We start from the raw sequence: 18,710 nt of genomic DNA on the forward strand, positions 1-18,710 counted from the left end.
CATCGGCACAACTTCCCTCATCGGTACCCCTGTTCCCGGCAATCCGCCGCTCAGCCTGACCGAGTCGCAAAAAAGAAAGGGGGCCGAAGCCCCCTGTCAGTTTTGCCGTCCAGGCTCAATTCGTTGACCGCCCGGTGTTTTTTTGCCTGCGGCCTGGACTGCACATGGGACGAGCGCACCCGCCCCGTGAGAGAGTGGGAAGGACCGATATTCCGCCCCACCCTGTTCCCGGCCAGCACGGGCATGCCGGCCGAGTGGACCAGGGCAACCTAGGGTAAGTCTCAGGTTTTGCCCTGCTCCGAATTCGTCGGGACCGGAAGTCCGGGGGGAAATCCAGGTCCCTACACCCCGCCTGGCGGGGCGTTTGCCTTAGCTACACCCGCTGGTTGCCCCGCAGGTGTTGCATTTCATGCAGGTGCCGTTGCGCACCAGCGTGTAGTTTCCGCATTCGCCACAAGGATCACCCTCGTATCCCTGCATCTTGGCCTTTGTCCGGGCATCCATCCCCGTAGCCGTTTCGGTGACGACGGTGGTTTCGCTCTTGGTTTCAAAGGTCACAGCCGCTTCGGACAGTCCGGTCGCTTCGGCGGCACCGTTGAACATCATCAGGTCCTGCGGCAAACGCTTGCGCAAATAACCGGTCGAACTGATCTGTTTCAGCACCTCGAGGGATTTCGAAGCCGCGCTGTCGCTGATCTCCGAGACGTTCGATACACCCTCTTCCTCGCCACGACCCAGGTCGTCGAATGTTGCGCCCTCGGGCTTCACATGCGCCAGGTCGGTGCGATCGAGGTACGACACGGCCAGTTCGCGGAAGATGTAGTCGAGGATCGACGTCGCGTTTTTGATCGAGTCGTTGCCTTGAACCATCCCGGCGGGTTCGAACTTGGTGAAGGTGAAGGCGTCGACAAACTCTTCCAGCGGCACGCCATATTGCAGACCGACCGAGACGGCGATGGCGAAGTTGTTCATCATCGCTCGGAAGCCAGCGCCTTCCTTGTGCATGTCGATGAAGATCTCGCCCAGTTGCCCATCTTCGAATTCGCCGGTGCGCAGATAGACTTTGTGCCCGCCCACGATCGCCTTTTGGGTATACCCCTTGCGACGGTGCGGCAGCTTTTCGCGGTGGCTGCGGATGATCTCTTTGACCACCACCTTCTCGACGACCTTCTCGGCCAATGTAACGGCCTTTTCCTGGATCGAGCCGCTTTCGAGGTTTTCAGCCGCTTCGTCGTCATCCTCGACCAACGCCGCCGCCAGCGGCTGGCTGAGCTTGGACCCGTCGCGATACAGCGCGTTGGCCTTGACGCCCAGGCTCCAGGACAGTTCGTAGGCCTTCTGGCAATCTTCGATCGTGGCGTCATTGGGCATGTTGATCGTCTTGCTGATCGCGCCCGAGATGAAGCTTTGCGCCGCAGCCATCATGGTGATGTGGCTGTCAACACCCAGGAACCGCTTGCCCTTCTTGCCGCAGGGGTTGGCGCAGTCGAAGATCGCATAGTGCTCGGGCTTCAGATGCGGGGCCCCTTCCAGGGTCATGGTGCCGCAGACATGGTCGTTGGCCGCGTCGATATCCGACTTGCTGAAGCCCAGATGGCGCAGCATGTCAAAGGTCGGATCGTTCAGCTTGCTGGCCGGGATGCCCAGAACACCGGTACAGAAATCCTCGCCCAGCGTCCACTGGTTGAAGACAAACCGGATGTCGAACGCGCTTTCCAGCGCGGCGTCAATCTTGGCCAGCTCGTTCGGGCCGAACCCGTGACCGGTCAGCGAGGTGTGGTTGATCCCCGGCGCGTTGCCCAAGGTGCCGTGACCCACCGCGTAGGACACGATCTCTTCGATCTGGGCCGAGGAATAGCCCAGCTTTTCCAGCGCCGACGGCACCGAGCGGTTGATGATCTTGAAGTAGCCGCCCCCGGCCAGTTTCTTGAACTTCACCAGCGCAAAGTCGGGCTCGATCCCGGTGGTGTCGCAGTCCATCACCAGACCGATCGTGCCGGTCGGCGCAATCACCGTGGCCTGCGCGTTGCGATAGCCGTTCTTCTCGCCCAAGCTCAACGCTTCGTCCCAGGCACTCATGGCCAGATCGACAAGGCGTTTGTCCGGACAGTTGGCGTGATCCAGCGGCACCGGCTTGACCGAAAGCTTCTCATAGCCCTCGGTCACACCCTGCGCAGCGCGACGGTGGTTGCGGATGACCCGCAGCATATGCTCGGCGTTGCGCTTGTAGCCGGCGAACGGCCCCAGCTCTCCGGCGATCTCGGCCGAGGTGGCGTAGGCAACGCCGGTCATGATCGCGGTCAGGGCGCCACAGATCGCCCGACCCTCGTCCGAGTCGTAGCCATAGCCCATATTCATCAGCAGCCCGCCGATGTTGGCATAACCCAGACCCAGCGTACGGAAGTCGTAAGACAGCTGTGCGATCTCTTTCGACGGGAACTGCGCCATCGTCACCGAGATTTCCAGCGTCAGCGTCCACAGACGGGCCGCGTGCATGTAGTCGGCCGCCTGGAACTCGCCATCCTTCAGGAAGGTCAACAGGTTCATCGAAGCCAGGTTGCAGGCCGTGTCATCCAGGAACATGTACTCTGAGCACGGGTTCGAGCCACGAATCTCGCCGTCTTCAGGGCAAGTGTGCCATTCATTGACCGTGTCGTGGAATTGAATGCCCGGATCGGCGCAGGCCCAGGCCGCGTGGCCGACTTTTTCCCACAGATCGCGTGCCTTGACCGTCCGGGCAACCTTGCCGTCGGTACGGTTGATCAGCTCCCAATCGGCATCTTTTGCTACCGCCTTCAGGAAAGCGTTGGTCACACGGATCGAGTTGTTCGAGTTCTGCCCCGAGACCGAACTGTAGGCCTCAGAGTCCCAGTCGGTGTCATAGGTCGGGAACTCGATGCTGTCGTGGCCCTGCTTGGCATAATCCAGCACGCGCTTGATATAAGTCTCGGGGATCGCGACCTTTTTCGCTTCGCGGATCGCCGCTTTCAGCGCGTCGTTTTTCTTGGGGTCATAGGCGTCGTCCTGTGCGCCGTCCCAAGCGCGGATGGCCTCGAAAATGCCGTTCAGCATCTTCTCGTGCATCTTCGATCCAGCAACGATCGAGGCCACCTTCTGCTCTTCGATCACCTTCCATTCGATGAATTGCTCGATGTCAGGGTGATCTGCATCGACGATCACCATCTTTGCTGCCCGACGGGTTGTCCCGCCTGATTTGATCGCGCCAGCGGCGCGGTCGCCGATCTTGAGAAAGCCCATGAGGCCCGAGGACTTGCCGCCACCCGACAGCGCTTCGCCTTCTGCACGCAGATGGCTGAAGTTGGTCCCGGTACCCGAGCCGTATTTAAACAGGCGCGCCTCGCGCACCCACAGATCCATGATCCCGCCTTCGTTCACCAGGTCGTCATCGACCGACTGGATGAAGCACGCGTGCGGCTGCGGATGTTCATAGGCCGATTTCGACTTGGTCAGCTTGCCGGTTTTGTAGTCCACATAGTGGTGACCTTGGGCCGGGCCGTCGATCCCATAGGCCCAGTGCAGACCGGTGTTGAACCATTGCGGGCTGTTCGGCGCGGCGCGCTGGGTCGCCAGCATGTAGCGCATCTCGTCGAAATAGGCGCGCGCGTCTTCCTCGGTCGAGAAGTAACCGCCCTTCCAGCCCCAATAGGCCCACGCCCCCGCCAGGCGGTCAAACACCTGCTTCGAAGACGTCTCGCCGCCAAATTCGGCATCGTCGGCCGGAACCGAGCGCCACAAAAACTCGGGCACGTCCTTCTCACGGACTTTTTTCAGTTTGCTGGGAACGCCGGCCTTGCGGAAATACTTCTGAGCGATCACATCGCTGGCGACCTGGCTCCACCGAGAGGGGACCTCGATGTTATCAAGGCGGAACACGATCGTTCCATCCGGATTGCGGATCTCGGACGTGACGGACACGAAGTCCAACTCTGCGTATGCGTCCTGCCCTGCCTTGGTAAATGTTCTTTCAATCTTCATGTCCGCCGCCCTAGATCAATCAGCCCAAATTCGGTTGTCCGGCACCAATTCCATTTTTTGGCGGGGTGCCGCCCGCCTTGACCGCCGATCAGGGACGCTAAGGACCGGGCGCTGCCTTTGGCAGCGCAAACCCGTTCGCACGGTTGCACGTCAGTTTGGAGTGCTTTCCGACCCTCGCCCTATGCCAACTCCGGCTATTCCTACCAGATTTAGTGGCAACTCACTCGGCTCATACAATCTGGCGTATCTACCCATAGTTGGTCAACGGCATTTTTTGGCTCCGAACCAAAACTTTTCTGTTGACCGCAAAACCGCAGGATGGGCCAAGACAGAACGCGCCGATTCCTCCACAACGCTGTCCACAAAACCGTGCAGTTCGGTCAAATCGGATTTTCTTTTTTCCCGGCCCGGTTACGAGAAAATGGTCACCCGCCCGCCCGTGCCCCATACTGGGAGGAGAATCACCAATCTTCGTGGCAGCGCAACGCGACGCATCACGACACACAAAAGACGGAGTGCGCCGTGAAAACCTCGATTATCCGTTTGTTACCGGTTCTTACCTTGCTGGCCGCTTGCGCGACGCCGGAGCCGGAAAAGTCTTCACGCAGCGCTCAGTTCGCCGAATACCCCGACCAATTGTTCAGCACGTTCGAGATCAGCTGCGAAGGTCCGGAGGAACGGTTCACACGCCCCGAGCGCAGCAGTTTCGAGTGCCGTTCCTCTCTGCCTCCGGAAACCACCGCGTTCTTGATCCTCAACTATGACGGTTACCCGCAGGACTTGCCCAAAGGGGTGCGCCGCATGTCTTCAACCCGCAATCAGGCCGGTTACCGGGTCGATGCCGAGTTGTTTTTCCTGGTCCCCCAGAAGGACGGAGCGACGATCAAGGTTCCCGTCGAAAGCTCGGTTCTGGATGATGAATTGACACGGCTCTACCGTTATTTCGGTGGAACTCCGTTGTAAGGAAAGTGGTCGGGGCGGCGAGATTCGAACTCACGACCCCCTGTACCCAAAACAGGTGCGCTACCAGACTGCGCCACGCCCCGGACCGTGCGCCTTCCTAACGGCGTCATTCGGATTTGAAAAGCCCTAACAGGGCCAGATTGCAGAGCCTTGCGAAAAAATTTCGTGGCGCATGACCGTACCTGGTGCGATCGAGTAACGGGCGGCCAGTCCCGCATTGACCTCAAGGACCGCAAAGACCGAATCGCCGCCCTCGATTGGGGTCAGATCCCCCGGTACGGCGTCGGCATGAACACGGGTCACCACTCCAGTGCGATCCAGAAAGATCATGTCCAGCGGGATCAAGGTGTTCTTCATCCAGAATGCGACCGGCTGGGGCGGATCGAACACGAACAGCATCCCTTCGCCCTGAGGCATGCTTTCGCGGAACATCAAACCCTTTGCCCGCTCCTGCGGAGAAACGGCCAATTCGACCAGAAACCGGACCTGTGCCTTGTCATTGCGAAGGTCCACCCGGTCAGGCCGGCATTCGGCAAAGGCGCCTTGTGACAGAAAAATACTCAGAAGAAGACCGGCCAGAATCCGCATCACGCGCAGCGCTCAGTCATTGAGCGCGGATTCCCACGCAAGCACTTGCGCGGCCATGCGCCCCCGCTTGCCGTCGATGACCCGCATCGCCAGCGCCTCGCCCGGCTGGAGATCGGCCAACCCGGACCGGCGCAGAACTTCGATATGCAGAAACACGTCCTCGCTGCGGCCAAAGACATTGGCAAAGCCGAAACCCTTGCTCTTGTCGAACCACTTGACCCGCGCAGCCTCGAGCGGCGCATGCGCGATCTCATTGGGATCCATTTCGGCGAAATCCGCCAGCATCACCGAGTCGGCCCGTTCGGGCGGATCGATGCTCACGACCTCAACCGCTTGAACCCCACGATCGGTGCGGTGAGTCATGATCTCAATGCCCGCGCCATCCGCGACCGAACTTTGCCCGAAGTTCCTCAGAACGTTCACGTGCAGCAGGATATCAGGACCGCCATCGTCGGACACGACAAAGCCATACCCCTTTGCGGGGTCAAACCATTTTACGTGTCCACGAACGCGGTACATGCTGTTCAGGTCTTCTGGCACGGTGTTCCCATCACGAGATTCAAAGGGTCGTTAGGGGTCTGATGTGTATGGAAACGTCGGGCAAATTCAAGCTGAAAAAATTCAGACATTTCCGGGTGTTGCATTTCACGATACGCGAACGTCATGGATTCAACCTCTGTACGTTCCACTTTTGCTTGGACGGGTCGCGCCGCCAGCGGAACCTGTCGTGCAGCCGAAAGGCACCATCCGCCCAAAACTCGATTTCAACCGGCGTCAGCCTGTAGCCACCCCAGAATTCGGGCCTCGGCGGGTTGGATCCCAGCTTTGCCGTCACCTTTGCAACTTCGGCCATCAGGGCAGCCCGGCTGCTCAGAGGTTCCGACTGTCGCGATGCCCAGGCACCCAGCCGGCTTTTCAGCGAGCGTGACGCATAATATTCGTCGGCCAAGGGACCGTCTTCTTTGGTGATTGTACCACGAACCCGGATCTGACGCCGCAGTGATTTCCAGTGCATCACAAAGGCGGCTTTGCCGGCCGCATCCAGCTCTTGGGCCTTGGCACTGTGATAGTTGGTATAGAAAACGAAGGAGTCCGCCTCGATATCCTTCAGCAACACCATCCGTGCGTTCGGCATACCATCGGGGTCCACGGTCGCCAGGGCAATCGCGTTCGGATCGTTCGGTTCCGTCTTTTCGGCCTCGGCCAACCAACGGGCCGCGATCACGAACGGATCGTCACCGGCAAAGATGCCGTTTCGCTCACTCATGTCCATCCCCTGGAACGAATTGAACATGACCCTACGGCGAGAACCCGCCCCGGGCAAGAGTGCATGGCCTTGATGCAGCGCAATCAATGGCATAAACCAACGCAACACATCGCGACGACAGGCGGAGAACCGAACATGTCAAATCAGTTGATGGCCGGCAAGCGCGGCCTCATCATGGGACTGGCCAATGACAAATCAATCGCATGGGGAATCGCCCGCGCCTTGTCCGAAGCCGGAGCCGAACTGGCTTTCTCTTATCAGGGGGATGCACTGAAAAAACGGGTCGACCCGTTGGCGGCTCAACTGGGGAGCGAAATCGTCCTGCCGTGTGACGTCAGCAACGAAGAGTCGATCGATGAACTGTTCGCAGCGCTGAAAGAGAAATGGGGCAAGCTGGATTTCGTCGTCCACGCCATTGGTTTCTCCGACAAGAACGAACTTCGCGGCCGTTATGTCGACACGTCGCGCGCGAATTTCAAGCTGACGATGGACGTGTCGGTCTACTCTTTCACCGCGGTGATGCAACGCGCCGAGAAGCTGATGACTGACGGCGGCAGCGCCATCACCCTGACCTATTATGGTGCTGAGCAGGTCATGCCGCATTACAATGTCATGGGTGTTGCCAAGGCTGCGCTCGAGGCGTCGGTGAAATACCTGGCCGAGGACCTGGGCAAGGACAACATCCGCATCAACGCGATCTCGGCCGGGCCGATCAAGACCCTCGCCGCCAGCGGCATCGGCGACTTCCGCTACATCATGAAGTGGAACGAGTACAACTCTCCCCTGCGCCGCAACGTGACCATCGATGACGTGGGCAAATCGGCCCTTTATCTTCTGTCGGATCTCAGCAGCGGCGTAACCGGTGAAAACCTGCACGTTGACTCGGGTTATCACATCGTCGGCATGAAAGCCGTCGACGCGCCGGATGTGGAAAAGGGATAAGACCATGAGCGCAAAGGACCGCCTGCCCCACGAAAAAGGCTTTCATATCAGCTGGGACCAGATTCACCGCGACTCGCGCGCGCTGGCCTGGCGGCTGGACGGTCAGGGCCCCGATGACGGTGCTTGGCGCGCCGTCGTCGCGATCACGCGCGGCGGCATGGCACCGGCGATGATCGTCAGCCGAGAGCTGGACATCCGCACCGTCGATACCATCAGCGTCAAATCCTATCACCATCAGGAACGTGGCGAGGCAGAGGTGCTCAAGGCCCCCGATGCCGATCTGATGGGGGATGGTGAGGGCGTACTGATCATCGATGATCTGGTCGACAGCGGCAAGACGCTGGAACTGGTGCGCAAGATGTACCCCAAGGCCCATTTCGCCACGGTCTATGCCAAGCCCAAGGGCCGCCCGATGGTTGACACCTATATCACCGAGGTCAGCCAGGACACCTGGATCTTCTTCCCTTGGGATATGGCGCTGCAATATGTCGAGCCCTACCGCGGCACCGACTGATCCCACTTATCCACCACAAATCAGCAAGACCGGACACCCGATGACATTGACCCGCACCGCCGCCACCTTCGCCCCTCCGGTGATGGAGGCGCGGCGTTGGCTCGAGGGGGTCACGTTCTCGGAAGACTGCCCGCTGATCAATGTGAGCCAGGCGGCGCCGGTTGATCCGCCGCCTCTGGCGCTGCGGCAGGCGATGGCCGATTTCGCGATCAATCAGGACGCCGCACATCTCTACGGCCCGGTATTGGGCAACCCCGATCTGCGCACGGAGCTCGCGCGTGAGATCGGCGATCACTACGCTGCCGACGTTCGGCCGGAGCAGACAGCCATCACCTCGGGCTGCAATCAGGCCTTTGCCTCGGTCATCTCGGCGATCACCGATCAGGGGGATGAGGTCATCCTGCCAACGCCTTGGTATTTCAACCATAAAATGTGGTTGGACATGGCCGGTGTGCGGGCGGTTGATCTGCCGACCGGGTCGGACCTGCTGCCCGATCCGGAACAGGCGTGCGCGCTGATCACCGAGCGCACACGCGCGATCGCGCTGGTCACGCCCAACAACCCGGGTGGCGTCGAATACCCGGCGGATCTGGTCCGCGCCTTCTATGACCTGGCGCAACAGCATGGCCTGCGCCTGCTGGTCGATGAAACCTATCGTGATTTCGACAGCCGCAGCGGCCCGCCGCACGCGCTGTTCCAGCAGCCCGACTGGGATCGGACGCTGGTGCATCTCTATTCCTTCTCGAAGGCCTACCGCCTGACCGGTCACCGCGTGGGCGCGATCGCCACAGGTGCGCCGCTGCTGGCCGAGGTTGAGAAATTCCTCGACACCGTCGCCATCTGCCCGGGCCAGATGGGCCAGTTCGCGGCGCTGTGGGGGATGCAGAACCTGTCTCAATGGCTGGCGGGCGAACGCGCCGAAATTCTGGATCGCCGCGCCGCAATCACCGAGAGCATGCCCCGCCTGACGGACAAGGGCTGGCGGCTGCTGGGTCTGGGGGCCTACTTCGCCTATCTCGAACACCCGTTCGATTTTCCGTCGGACATTCTGGCGCGTAGATTGGTCGCCGAGGCCGGTATTCTGCTGTTGCCGGGCACAATGTTCATGCCCGATCACGACCCCGCCGGGAAACGCCAGGTGCGCATTGCTTTCGCCAATCTGGACCGTGCCGGAATCGGGCTGTTGTTCGACCGCTTGCAGGCTCTGTCCTTCTGAGCTTGCCCCCCGGCATCCCGCGTCGTATTCAGGGCCGCAACAGTCACGGCAGAACCCTGCCGCAAGATCCAAGAGGGCACTATGGCCGCAGGCATTAACAAACTCTCCAAAACCTTCGTCTGGATTCTCATGGGCATGCTGATGCTGGGTCTTGCCGGTTTTGGCGCCGTCAACCTCAGCGGAACGGTACGCACAGTCGCCCAGGTCGGGGATGAGGACGTTTCGGTCGATGCCTATGTCCGCGAGCTGCAGCGCGAAATCCGCGCGGTCGAGGCGCAGACCGGTCAACCGATGCAGATGTCACAAGCCCGCGAGCTGGGGCTGGATCAGCGGGCCTTGGCGCGTCTGGTTTCGCTGGCAGCCCTGAACAACGAGGTCGCACAGCTGGGTGTTTCGATCGGTGATGCCAACCTGCAGAAGGAAATCGTCGGCATTCAGGCCTTTCAGGGCCCTGACGGATCTTTTGACCGCGAAGCCTACCGCTTCCAGCTGGAACAGATCGGCATGACCGAAACCGAGTTCGAGGAAGACCTGCGAAAGGAAACAGCACGGACAATTGTCCAAGGCGCGATGATGGACGGTGTTGAAATGCCCGCGATCATGACCAAAGCCTTGGCCGACTATGTTCTCGCTCGCCGCAGCTTTACCGTCGCGACTCTGTCGCCGGACGCTCTGACCACCCCGATCCCCGAGCCGACAGACGCCGAGATTCAAGCGTATTACGACGCGAATACCGATCGGTTCACCCTGCCGCGCACCAAAAAGATCACCTACGCCGTTCTGTCGCCGGAGATGCTGCAGGATACGGTCGAAATCGACGAAGAAGCGCTCAAGCGTCTGTATGAACAGCGCAATGACCAGTATCAGCAACCCGAACGTCGTCTGGTTGAACGGCTGGTCTACCCCTCGGAAGAAGAGGCGACTGCGGCGATGGCGCAGCTGGAAGTCGGCGGGGCGGATTTTGAGCAGCTGGTACGCGAACGCGAACTTGAACTGAGCAGTGTCGATCTGGGTGATGTGACCCGCGAAGATCTGGGCGAGGCCGCGGATGCCGTTTTTGCCGCAGAGATTGATCAGGTCGTGGGTCCCCTGCCCTCGGTCTTTGGTCCGGCCCTGTTCCGGGTCAACGGATCGCTGGCCGAACAGAACGTGAGCTTTGAGGACGCCGAACCGGAACTGCGCGCAGAGCTGGCCGGCGAACGCGCCCGGCGCCTGATCGAAAGCCAGGCCGAAGACATCAACGACATGCTGGCCGGCGGCGCCACGCTGGAAGAGTTGGCCAACGAAACCGAAATGGAGCTTGGCAAGACTGACTGGACCCGCCAAAGCGACGACGGAATAGCCGCGTATGACGGCTTCCGCCAAGCCGCTCAGGCCGTCCGCGAAGATGATTTCCCGGAAATCGGATTCCTCGAGGATGGTTCGATCTTTGCCCTGCGGCTGGATGAGGTTCTGCCGCCGCGCCCCGAGCCGCTGGAGTCCGCTCGCGACCGCGTCGCCGCCGCATGGGTACAGGAACAGACGGCCAAGGCGCTTGAGGAACAGGCCAACGGCATCGTGACTCAATTGGCCGTCGACGGTGATTTCACGGCGACCGGGCTGCCATTCCGTGTCGAAAACGCGCTGACCCGGACCGCGTTTCTGGATAACGTCCCGGCTGACTTCATGACCCAGATCTTTGAGATGGAGCCCAATGAGATGCGCGTGATCGCGGGACCGGACGCGGCATTCATCGTGCGGCTGGACGAGGTTCTTCCGCCTGCGGAAACCGACGAACAGCGCCTGATGCAGGAAGCTGCTGCCGCTCAGCTGAACCAGGCACTGGCCCAAAACATCTTCGACATCTATGTGCGCGACGCTCAGACACGCGCGCGGCCGACCCTGGACCAGCGCGCGCTGAACGCGGTTCAGGCCAACTTCTGACCGGAACGAAAATGGCTCTGACACCCGATTTCGACAGCTTTGCCCGCGCCTACGAGGCCGGACAGAACCAAGTCGTTTATACCCGTCTGGCCGCGGATCTGGACACACCGGTTTCGCTGATGCTCAAGCTGACGGGCGCCCAGAAGGACGCCTTCGTCCTTGAATCGGTGACCGGAGGCGAAGTTCGCGGGCGGTATTCGATCATCGGGATGAAGCCGGATCTGATCTGGCGCTGTCGGGGCGAAACCTCGGAATTGAACCGTTCGGCGCGGTTTGATGCGGATGCGTTCGACGCGCAAGATGGCAACCCGATGGACAACCTGCGCGCGCTGCTCGCTGAAAGCCGCATCGACCTGCCCGATGACCTGCCCCAGGCTGCGGCCGGCCTGTTCGGGTATCTGGGATACGACATGGTGCGCCTTGTCGAATACCTGCCGGATGTGAACCCCGATCCTTTAGGGCTGCCGGATGCGATACTGCTGCGCCCGTCGGTGGTTGCGGTCCTGGACGGCGTGAAAGGCGAAGTCACCATTGTGTCTCTGGCCTGGGCCAGCGACGGGCAGTCAGCCAAGGCCGCCTACGCACAAGCGGCCGAGCGTGTGATGGACGCGGTTCGCGACCTGGAACGCGCGATGCCCTCGGAGTCTCGAGATCTGGGCGAAGCGCACGAGATCGCGCCGCCGGTATCCAACTTCACCAAGTCGGGCTACATGGAAGCCGTGGAAAAGGCCAAGGAGTACATCCGGGCTGGTGACATCTTCCAGGTGGTTCCGGCACAACGCTGGACACAAGATTTTCCGCTGCCGCCCTTTGCGCTGTATCGTTCATTGCGCCGCACAAATCCGTCGCCGTTCATGTTCTATTTCAACTTCGGTGGCTTCCAGGTGATCGGCGCCAGCCCCGAGATACTTGTGCGCGTGTTCGGCAACGAAGTGACCATCCGGCCGATCGCCGGAACACGTCCTCGCGGTGCCACCCCCGAAGAGGACAAGGCGAACGAGCTGGATTTGCTGGCCGACAAAAAGGAACTGGCCGAGCACCTCATGCTGCTGGACCTGGGCCGCAACGACACAGGGCGCGTGTCCAAAATCGGTACCGTCCGCCCGACCGAGGAATTCATCATCGAGCGCTACAGCCACGTGATGCACATCGTGTCGAACGTTGTGGGCGAGTTGGCCGACGACAAGGATGCCCTGGACGCCTTCTTTGCCGGGATGCCGGCGGGCACGGTGTCAGGTGCACCGAAGGTCCGGGCGATGCAGATCATCGACGAGTTGGAACCCGAAAAGCGCGGTGTCTACGGTGGCGGTGTCGGCTATTTCAGCGCCGGTGGCGACATGGACATGTGCATTGCGCTGCGTACGGCCATCGTGAAGGACCAGAAGCTATATATCCAGGCCGGCGGTGGTGTCGTCTATGACAGCGACCCCGAGGCCGAATATATGGAAACCGTGCACAAATCGAATGCGATCAGGCGGGCCGCCGCGGATGCGGCGCGGTTCACCGAATCCGGGAATTCATAAAAAAGGCGGCTAACCTGGCCGCCTTTTCTTCTTTTTTACACTGATTACTGGATCTGGCTTTTCATCACCGCCGAGATCGGGGCCAGGGCAACTCGGTTGCCGCGATCCTCAAGGCCCCAGAGCAACAACGCCGAAATTGTCTCGGGCCGCAATCGGCCCAGCATCACAACCGCGCCTTCCTGCCCGGCACGAAAAGCGGCCTGATCCAGGAACCGGCGCATGACCGTTGGATCCTGACGCGCACCGTCGATGTCGCGGAACACCACACTGGATGGAATACCGGCCCGCGCGGCCAGCTTTTGAACGGTATTCAGCCCGTTGTCCTGCACGACCAGCCCACGGCCCGTTCCTGCCGCGATGGCAGCCACCTGATCGGCCAACTTTCGGTTGCCTTGTATCCCGGTGTTCACGCCCTCAAGCAGGCCAACGGTTTCAGGCAAGGTTTCAAGCCAGACCGCCAGCGAAACTTCGGCATCCTGCGCGCTGGCCGCCTTTGGCAGGTCGGTCAAGGCCAGAACCTCGAACCCAGCCTCGCGATAGCGCTTCATCTTCTCCGCCGCTTGCGGATCCGAAGGGCTGACCGCAAAGCTTAGGGGATACGGAAAATCCTTCAGCGCTTCAGCCCCGAACGCACCTTCGTCATCGATCAGGATGATCGACATCAGCGGTTTGGCATCCGGGTTGTCAAAGGCAGCCGCATAAGCATCGATCGGCTTGCCGGGCATGCCCTCACCCTCTGCCGGCTGATCGGCCGGGGCATCATCGCGTTCGGTCAGCGGGATCACGCGTTTGCCGGCAATCGAGGATGAGGCCGTTGCCTGTTCGCCGCCGATCTGGGGCAAGGCCGCGATCCGGGCCCGTTTGCGGGGCTGCGTGTCTTCGTCCCCCTCGACGGCGATCGGGCTGTCGCCGGTTCCGGTCGGTTGATCCGGCTCAGGCGTCGACGGCAGCGCGGCTGTTTCCGGCTCGGGGGTCGCTTCGGGTTCCGCATTTGCCGTGGTCTCTGGTTCGGCGGTCTCGGGCTCGACGGCCGTGACCTCTTGCGCCGGTGGCTGCGGTGCGGCCGGCGGCGTCGCGTCCACAGTGACAGGCTGGACCTCTTCGTCCGGGCTGGACGGAACCGGTCCGGGCGCCGGGGGCGCGGCTGGCGCGTCGGTCGTCACATCGACCGACGCGGCATCTCCTGCACCCGGGTCGTTCAGGCCTGCCACGGTGTCACCGACCTGCGGACGATCATCCGGCTCGGCCTGAATGCCATCCAGCCCAGTGGCCCCATCCGACGTATCGTCCAGCGCCTCGAGCGCTCGTGGTGCGATTTCGACAAGATCGGAATCCGGACCAGCGCCCTGCACCTCCGTATCCGCCTTGGGCAGATCGGCTTCCGCCGCCGCTGGCGCCGCTGTCTGAATATCCGGTTTGCTGCCAAGTGGCGTGTTCAGGGAAAGCACTGCGCCCAGAACCAACACAACGACCGCGCCGGCGATCAGTCCACCGATAAATCCGCCCATCTGTTCTTGCCTCTCGTCTTTCATCCTGCCTCGGCAGCCCGTGCACCGTCTTTGCGGCACTCACCCGTCCGGTCGCCTTGTTGGGGTTGTCCCCTTGACGCTGCCGCACAAGCCTGAGCATGTATGTCCCAACACTATACCGCGGCGCGGGGCTGTATCGCCAGTCCGAATTGCCCAAACACAAGACAAGTGCCAAATGCTGCTGCTGATCGACAACTACGACTCGTTTACCTACAACCTTGTCCACTATTTGGGCGAATTGGGCGCGGAAATGGTCGTGCGCCGCAATGATGCGCTGGATGTGCAGGAAGCGATGGCCATGAACCCCGCCGGCATCTTGCTGAGCCCCGGCCCTTGTGATCCGGACCAGGCCGGGATCTGCCTCGCGCTGACCGAGGCAGCTGCGGAAACGCGCACGCCTTTGATGGGTGTATGTCTGGGTCACCAGACCATTGGTCAGGCCTTTGGCGGCAAGGTCGTGCGGTGCCACGAAATCGTGCACGGCAAAATGGGAACCATGCATCACACTGGCAAAGGCCTGTTCGCCGGCCTGCCGTCACCGTTTGAAGCGACCCGCTACCACTCACTGGTCGTCGATCGGGATACCCTGCCCGATTGCCTCGAAATCACGGCAGAGTTGGAAGACGGCACCATCATGGGCCTGCAACACAAAGAGCTGCCGATCCACGGTGTTCAATTCCACCCGGAATCGATCGCCTCGGAACACGGCCACGCTCTGCTGAAGAATTTCCTGAACGAAATGAAAGTCCCCGCATGAGTGACGCACTGAAACCGCTGATCGGAGCTGCGGCCGATCGCGCCCTGACCCGTGCCGAAGCCGAACAGGCCTTTGAGATCCTGTTTGAGGGTCGCGCCACGCCCAGCCAGATCGGCGGTCTGTTGATGGCCATGCGGACGCGCGGCGAAACGGTCGAGGAATATGCCGCCGCAGCCGCCGTGATGCGCGCGAAATGCAACGCGGTCAAAGCACCAGCGGGCGCGATCGACATCGTGGGGACCGGCGGTGACGGGAAAGGCACGCTCAATATCTCGACCGCGACGGCCTTTGTCGTGGCTGGCGCGGGTGTTACCGTGGCCAAGCACGGCAACCGGAATCTCAGCTCGAAATCCGGGGCCGCCGATGCATTGGGACAGATGGGAATCAACGTGATGGTCGGGTCGCAAGTCGTTGAAAAGGCTTTGCAGACCGTCGGCATCGGGTTCATGATGGCGCCTATGCATCACCCGGCCATCGCCCATGTCATGCCCACCCGGCAAGAGCTTGGCACCCGAACCATCTTCAACATCCTTGGCCCCCTGACCAACCCCGCCGGAGTCAAGAGACAGCTGACCGGAGCCTTCAGCCGTGACCTGATCCGACCGATGGCCGAGACTCTTGGCTTGCTTGGGGCCGAGCACGCCTGGCTGGTACATGGCTCGGACGGGACCGACGAGTTGACGATTACTGGCATCAGTTGGGTCGCGTCGCTTGAGGACGGGCGCGTGAAAGAGGTCGAACTGCATCCCGAAGATGCGGGCCTGCCGGTTCATCCGTTTGAAGATATTCTGGGCGGGACACCCGAGGAAAACGCCGTCGCGTTCCGCGCATTGCTGGATGGCGCGCCGTCGGCCTACCGGGATGCGGTCCTGCTGAACGCGGCTGCGGCCCTTGTGGTCGCCGAAGCTGCACCGGACCTGAAGCAAGGCGTCGAAATGGCCGCCGAAAGCATCGACAGCGGCAAGGCGAAAGACAAGATTGCTGCTCTGGCACAACTCACACAGGAAGCCGCATGACCGAAACCGTTCTGGACAAGATCAAGGCCTACAAGCTGGAAGAAGTCGCCGCCGACAAAGCCCAAGTTCCCCTGGACGAGGTCGAGCAACAAGCCCGCGAAGCGTCTGAAACGCGCGGCTTTGTGGATGCTCTGCGCACGGCAAGTCGCCGCGGTTATGGCCTGATCGCCGAAATCAAGAAAGCAAGCCCGTCCAAGGGGTTGATCCGTGAGGATTTCGATCCGCCCGCACTGGCAAAAGCCTATGAAGAAGGTGGCGCCGCCTGCCTCTCGGTTTTGACTGACACGCCAAGCTTTCAGGGCGCCAAGGAGTTTCTGACCGCCGCCCGGGCTGCATGCTCGCTTCCGGCACTGCGCAAGGACTTCATGTATGATCCCTATCAAGTGGTCGAAGCGCGGGCACTGGGTGCCGACTGTATCCTGATCATCATGGCATCGGTCGACGATCAGCAAGCCGCCGAACTGGAACAAACCGCGTTTGACTGGGACATGGATGTCCTGATCGAGGTACATGACGAGGTCGAGCTTGAGCGCGCGGCCGATCTCAAAAGCCCTCTCATTGGAATAAACAACCGCAATCTCAAGACGTTCGAGACCTCGCTTGATACCACTCGCCGCTTGTCCAAGCTGGTTCCCGCTGACCGCATGATCGTGTGCGAAAGCGGGCTGAACACCCCGGAAGACCTTGCGGATATCGCCCGCTATGGTGCCCGGTGTTTCCTGATCGGAGAAAGCCTCATGCGGCAGCAGGACGTCGCCGCCGCGACCCGTCACATCCTGTCGAACCCGCTGGTGCCGGGGGTCATGTGATGCCCTTGACGCATTTTGACAGCGACGGCCAAGCCCATATGGTCGATGTATCGGACAAGGACACGACAAACCGCGTCGCCGTTGCCGCGGGTTACGTGAAAATGGCGCAACAAACCTTTGAAATTATTTCCGAAGGCCGCGCGAAGAAGGGCGATGTTCTGGGGGTTGCCCGGTTGGCCGGGATCATGGGGGCAAAGAAGACACCGGACCTGATTCCGCTGTGCCATCCCTTGCCTGTCACCAAGGTGTCGGTTGACCTGACATTGGACCCGGACCTGCCGGGCGTGCAGATCGAAGCGACGGTCAAGACCACTGGACAGACTGGCGTCGAGATGGAGGCCCTGACAGCCGTGTCTACCGCAGCACTGACCGTCTATGACATGGCCAAAGCCGTTGACAAGGCAATGGAAATCGGCGGCATCCGCGTTCTGCTGAAAGATGGCGGCAAATCAGGTCGTTACGAGGCGAAATGATAACCGTTGAAGAAGCCCGGCAGCTGCTGTTCGGCCTGGTAGCCACCATGCCCGAAGAGCAAATTGCGCTTGCTGACGCGGCCGGTCGAGTGCTGATGCGGGATGTCAAAGCCGAGCGGGACCAACCCCCGTTTGCTGCCTCTTCAATGGATGGATATGCGCTGAAGTCGGCCGAGGTTGAGCGTCACGCAATGTTCAAGGTCATCGGTGAGGCCGCCGCTGGTCAGCGTTTCACCGGTACAGTTGGCCCGGGCCAGGCAGTTCGGATCTTCACCGGGGCTCCGGTCCCCGAGGGGGCAGATTTCGTCGTCATCCAGGAAGACACCGACCTACGCGGCGATCTGTTGACGATCACGGAAGAACCCGGCCAAAAAACCAACATCCGACCGGCAGGCGTGGACTTCACCATCGGCGATACGGTTAGTGCACCGCGAGTCCTCTCGCCCGAGGATCTTGCATTGCTGGCGGCGATGAATGTTCCGACCGTCTCCGTAGCCACCAAACCTCAGATCGCGCTGATCGCCACGGGAAACGAGCTGGTCATGCCGGGCGAAACTCCGGGACCTGACCAGATTATTGCCTCGAACTCGTTTGGCATCAAAGCGTTGCTCGAGAAAGCTGGCGCACATGTTCGCATGTTGCCAGTGGCACAAGACACACTGTCATCGCTGGAAACCGCGTTTGGCTTGGCCGAAGGCTCCGATCTGGTCGTGACAATTGGCGGAGCGTCGGTGGGTGACTACGACCTTGTGGCCGAAGCATCGCAACGGCTGGGGCTCGAACAATCCTTCTACAAGGTCCTGATGCGCCCCGGAAAACCACTGATGGCGGGACGGCTGGGTGATGCGGCGATGATCGGGTTGCCCGGCAACCCGGTCAGCGCGATGGTTTGCGGATATCTCTTCCTGGTCCCCTTGGTCAAAAAGATGCTGGGCATCCAGACTGTTGACCCGATACTCCATCAGGCCGTCCTGTCGGAGGCCCTTCCACCAAACGGCCCGCGCGAGCACTATATGCGCGCTCGATTGGAAAGCGATGGGATACGCGCATTCGAGGATCAGGACAGTTCGCTGCTCAGCGTTCTGGCGCGGTCGAACGCCTTGCTGATGCGCCCTCCAAACGATCCCGCGCGGGCTGCGGGGGAAACGGTCTCCTACCTGCCGATTTAGGTTCAGCCGGCAAATCCATTGACAC

Annotated in this window: 16 protein-coding genes and 1 tRNA gene; 11 read left to right on the top strand and 6 right to left on the bottom strand. The window is 60.9% G+C overall.

Translation table 11 applies throughout. The annotated features are described in order from the left end of the window. Window positions 1-369: 369 nt before the first annotated feature. A complete protein-coding gene (locus ACR0NY_RS03155; RefSeq protein WP_170368483.1) occupies window positions 370-3,996 on the bottom strand; it encodes a vitamin B12-dependent ribonucleotide reductase in 3,627 nt (1,208 codons plus the stop codon). A 522-nt stretch (window positions 3,997-4,518) separates the two neighbouring features. Between ACR0NY_RS03155 and ACR0NY_RS03160 the strand changes: the two genes are divergently transcribed. After that, entirely contained in the window at window positions 4,519-4,959 is a 441-nt protein-coding gene (locus ACR0NY_RS03160) for a hypothetical protein (RefSeq protein WP_367646342.1), read from the top strand. A 6-nt stretch (window positions 4,960-4,965) separates the two neighbouring features. On the opposite strand, the gene ACR0NY_RS03165 is transcribed toward ACR0NY_RS03160, so the two are convergent. The 4 genes from ACR0NY_RS03165 to pdxH all read right to left on the bottom strand — a co-directional run bounded on the left by ACR0NY_RS03165 (window position 4,966) and on the right by pdxH (window position 6,814). Then, a tRNA-Pro gene (locus ACR0NY_RS03165) sits at window positions 4,966-5,042 on the bottom strand. Between the two features lie 43 nt (window positions 5,043-5,085). After that, the gene (locus ACR0NY_RS03170) at window positions 5,086-5,547 is read right to left on the bottom strand and encodes a DUF192 domain-containing protein (RefSeq protein ID WP_170339450.1); all 462 of its coding nucleotides are present in this window, start codon (window positions 5,545-5,547) and stop codon (window positions 5,086-5,088) included. A 12-nt stretch (window positions 5,548-5,559) separates the two neighbouring features. Beyond that, window positions 5,560-6,087, bottom strand: a complete 528-nt coding sequence (locus tag ACR0NY_RS03175; protein ID WP_093962172.1) for a cold-shock protein — start codon at window positions 6,085-6,087, stop codon at window positions 5,560-5,562. A 121-nt stretch (window positions 6,088-6,208) separates the two neighbouring features. Next, window positions 6,209-6,814: a pyridoxamine 5'-phosphate oxidase gene (pdxH, locus tag ACR0NY_RS03180; RefSeq protein WP_170368484.1), complete on the bottom strand. Its 606-nt coding sequence runs from the start codon at window positions 6,812-6,814 to the stop codon at window positions 6,209-6,211. Between the two features lie 135 nt (window positions 6,815-6,949). Between pdxH and fabI the strand changes: the two genes are divergently transcribed. The 5 genes from fabI (at window position 6,950) to trpE (ending at window position 12,932) form a co-directional block, all read left to right on the top strand. Next, window positions 6,950-7,756, top strand: coding sequence for an enoyl-ACP reductase FabI (fabI, locus tag ACR0NY_RS03185; protein ID WP_170338454.1), 807 nt, complete (start codon window positions 6,950-6,952; stop codon window positions 7,754-7,756). Window positions 7,757-7,760: 4 nt separating this feature from the next. After that, a complete protein-coding gene (gene gpt, locus ACR0NY_RS03190) occupies window positions 7,761-8,270 on the top strand; it encodes a xanthine phosphoribosyltransferase (protein ID WP_093962173.1) in 510 nt (169 codons plus the stop codon). A gap of 40 nt (window positions 8,271-8,310) precedes the next feature. Continuing rightward, the gene (locus ACR0NY_RS03195) at window positions 8,311-9,486 is read left to right on the top strand and encodes an aminotransferase (RefSeq protein WP_170368485.1); all 1,176 of its coding nucleotides are present in this window, start codon (window positions 8,311-8,313) and stop codon (window positions 9,484-9,486) included. 81 nt (window positions 9,487-9,567) lie between these two features. Beyond that, complete coding sequence (locus ACR0NY_RS03200) at window positions 9,568-11,409, top strand: peptidyl-prolyl cis-trans isomerase (protein ID WP_170368486.1); 1,842 nt, start codon at window positions 9,568-9,570, stop codon at window positions 11,407-11,409. Between the two features lie 11 nt (window positions 11,410-11,420). Next, on the top strand, window positions 11,421-12,932 hold the full coding sequence (gene trpE, locus ACR0NY_RS03205) for an anthranilate synthase component I (protein ID WP_170368487.1): 1,512 nt from the start codon (window positions 11,421-11,423) through the stop codon (window positions 12,930-12,932). Between the two features lie 44 nt (window positions 12,933-12,976). Here trpE and ACR0NY_RS03210 read toward each other — a convergent pair whose 3' ends face one another. Beyond that, window positions 12,977-14,440 carry a divergent polysaccharide deacetylase family protein gene (locus ACR0NY_RS03210; RefSeq protein WP_170368488.1) on the bottom strand — a complete coding sequence of 488 codons (1,464 nt, stop codon included), beginning with the start codon at window positions 14,438-14,440 and terminating at the stop codon, window positions 12,977-12,979. Between the two features lie 196 nt (window positions 14,441-14,636). Here ACR0NY_RS03210 and ACR0NY_RS03215 point away from each other — a divergent pair, with 196 nt between their 5' ends. Genes ACR0NY_RS03215 through ACR0NY_RS03235 form a run of 5 tightly spaced genes read left to right on the top strand, consistent with a single transcriptional unit; the run spans window position 14,637 to window position 18,685 of the window. Beyond that, window positions 14,637-15,218 (top strand): anthranilate synthase component II, encoded by a 582-nt coding sequence (locus tag ACR0NY_RS03215; protein ID WP_170338975.1) that lies wholly within the window; start codon window positions 14,637-14,639, stop codon window positions 15,216-15,218. Beyond that, window positions 15,215-16,234 (top strand): anthranilate phosphoribosyltransferase, encoded by a 1,020-nt coding sequence (trpD, locus tag ACR0NY_RS03220; protein WP_170338973.1) that lies wholly within the window; start codon window positions 15,215-15,217, stop codon window positions 16,232-16,234. Before ACR0NY_RS03215 ends, trpD begins: the two co-directional genes overlap by 4 nt. After that, window positions 16,231-17,043, top strand: coding sequence for an indole-3-glycerol phosphate synthase TrpC (gene trpC / locus ACR0NY_RS03225; protein ID WP_170368489.1), 813 nt, complete (start codon window positions 16,231-16,233; stop codon window positions 17,041-17,043). The genes trpD and trpC overlap by 4 nt, the downstream gene beginning before the upstream one ends. Then, window positions 17,043-17,516, top strand: coding sequence for a cyclic pyranopterin monophosphate synthase MoaC (gene moaC, locus ACR0NY_RS03230; protein ID WP_170338969.1), 474 nt, complete (start codon window positions 17,043-17,045; stop codon window positions 17,514-17,516). Before trpC ends, moaC begins: the two co-directional genes overlap by 1 nt. Next, complete coding sequence (locus ACR0NY_RS03235; protein ID WP_170368490.1) at window positions 17,513-18,685, top strand: molybdopterin molybdotransferase MoeA; 1,173 nt, start codon at window positions 17,513-17,515, stop codon at window positions 18,683-18,685. The genes moaC and ACR0NY_RS03235 overlap by 4 nt, the downstream gene beginning before the upstream one ends. The last annotated feature ends 25 nt before the right edge of the window (window positions 18,686-18,710 follow it).

It is taken from the genome of Ruegeria sp. BJ5 (assembly GCF_056537865.1).

What these genes read in the sequence shown, in the direction of transcription:
- ACR0NY_RS03155 (WP_170368483.1), bottom strand. Translation starts at nt 3,996, where the DNA reads ATGAAGATTGAAAGAACATTTACCAAGGCAGGGCAGGACGCATACGCA.
- ACR0NY_RS03170 (WP_170339450.1), bottom strand. Translation starts at nt 5,547, where the DNA reads ATGCGGATTCTGGCCGGTCTTCTTCTGAGTATTTTTCTGTCACAAGGC.
- pdxH (WP_170368484.1), bottom strand. Translation starts at nt 6,814, where the DNA reads ATGAGTGAGCGAAACGGCATCTTTGCCGGTGACGATCCGTTCGTGATC.
- fabI (WP_170338454.1), top strand. Translation starts at nt 6,950, where the DNA reads ATGTCAAATCAGTTGATGGCCGGCAAGCGCGGCCTCATCATGGGACTG.
- gpt (WP_093962173.1), top strand. Translation starts at nt 7,761, where the DNA reads ATGAGCGCAAAGGACCGCCTGCCCCACGAAAAAGGCTTTCATATCAGC.
- ACR0NY_RS03195 (WP_170368485.1), top strand. Translation starts at nt 8,311, where the DNA reads ATGACATTGACCCGCACCGCCGCCACCTTCGCCCCTCCGGTGATGGAG.
- ACR0NY_RS03200 (WP_170368486.1), top strand. Translation starts at nt 9,568, where the DNA reads ATGGCCGCAGGCATTAACAAACTCTCCAAAACCTTCGTCTGGATTCTC.
- trpE (WP_170368487.1), top strand. Translation starts at nt 11,421, where the DNA reads ATGGCTCTGACACCCGATTTCGACAGCTTTGCCCGCGCCTACGAGGCC.
- ACR0NY_RS03210 (WP_170368488.1), bottom strand. Translation starts at nt 14,440, where the DNA reads ATGGGCGGATTTATCGGTGGACTGATCGCCGGCGCGGTCGTTGTGTTG.
- ACR0NY_RS03215 (WP_170338975.1), top strand. Translation starts at nt 14,637, where the DNA reads ATGCTGCTGCTGATCGACAACTACGACTCGTTTACCTACAACCTTGTC.
- trpD (WP_170338973.1), top strand. Translation starts at nt 15,215, where the DNA reads ATGAGTGACGCACTGAAACCGCTGATCGGAGCTGCGGCCGATCGCGCC.
- trpC (WP_170368489.1), top strand. Translation starts at nt 16,231, where the DNA reads ATGACCGAAACCGTTCTGGACAAGATCAAGGCCTACAAGCTGGAAGAA.
- moaC (WP_170338969.1), top strand. Translation starts at nt 17,043, where the DNA reads ATGCCCTTGACGCATTTTGACAGCGACGGCCAAGCCCATATGGTCGAT.
- ACR0NY_RS03235 (WP_170368490.1), top strand. Translation starts at nt 17,513, where the DNA reads ATGATAACCGTTGAAGAAGCCCGGCAGCTGCTGTTCGGCCTGGTAGCC.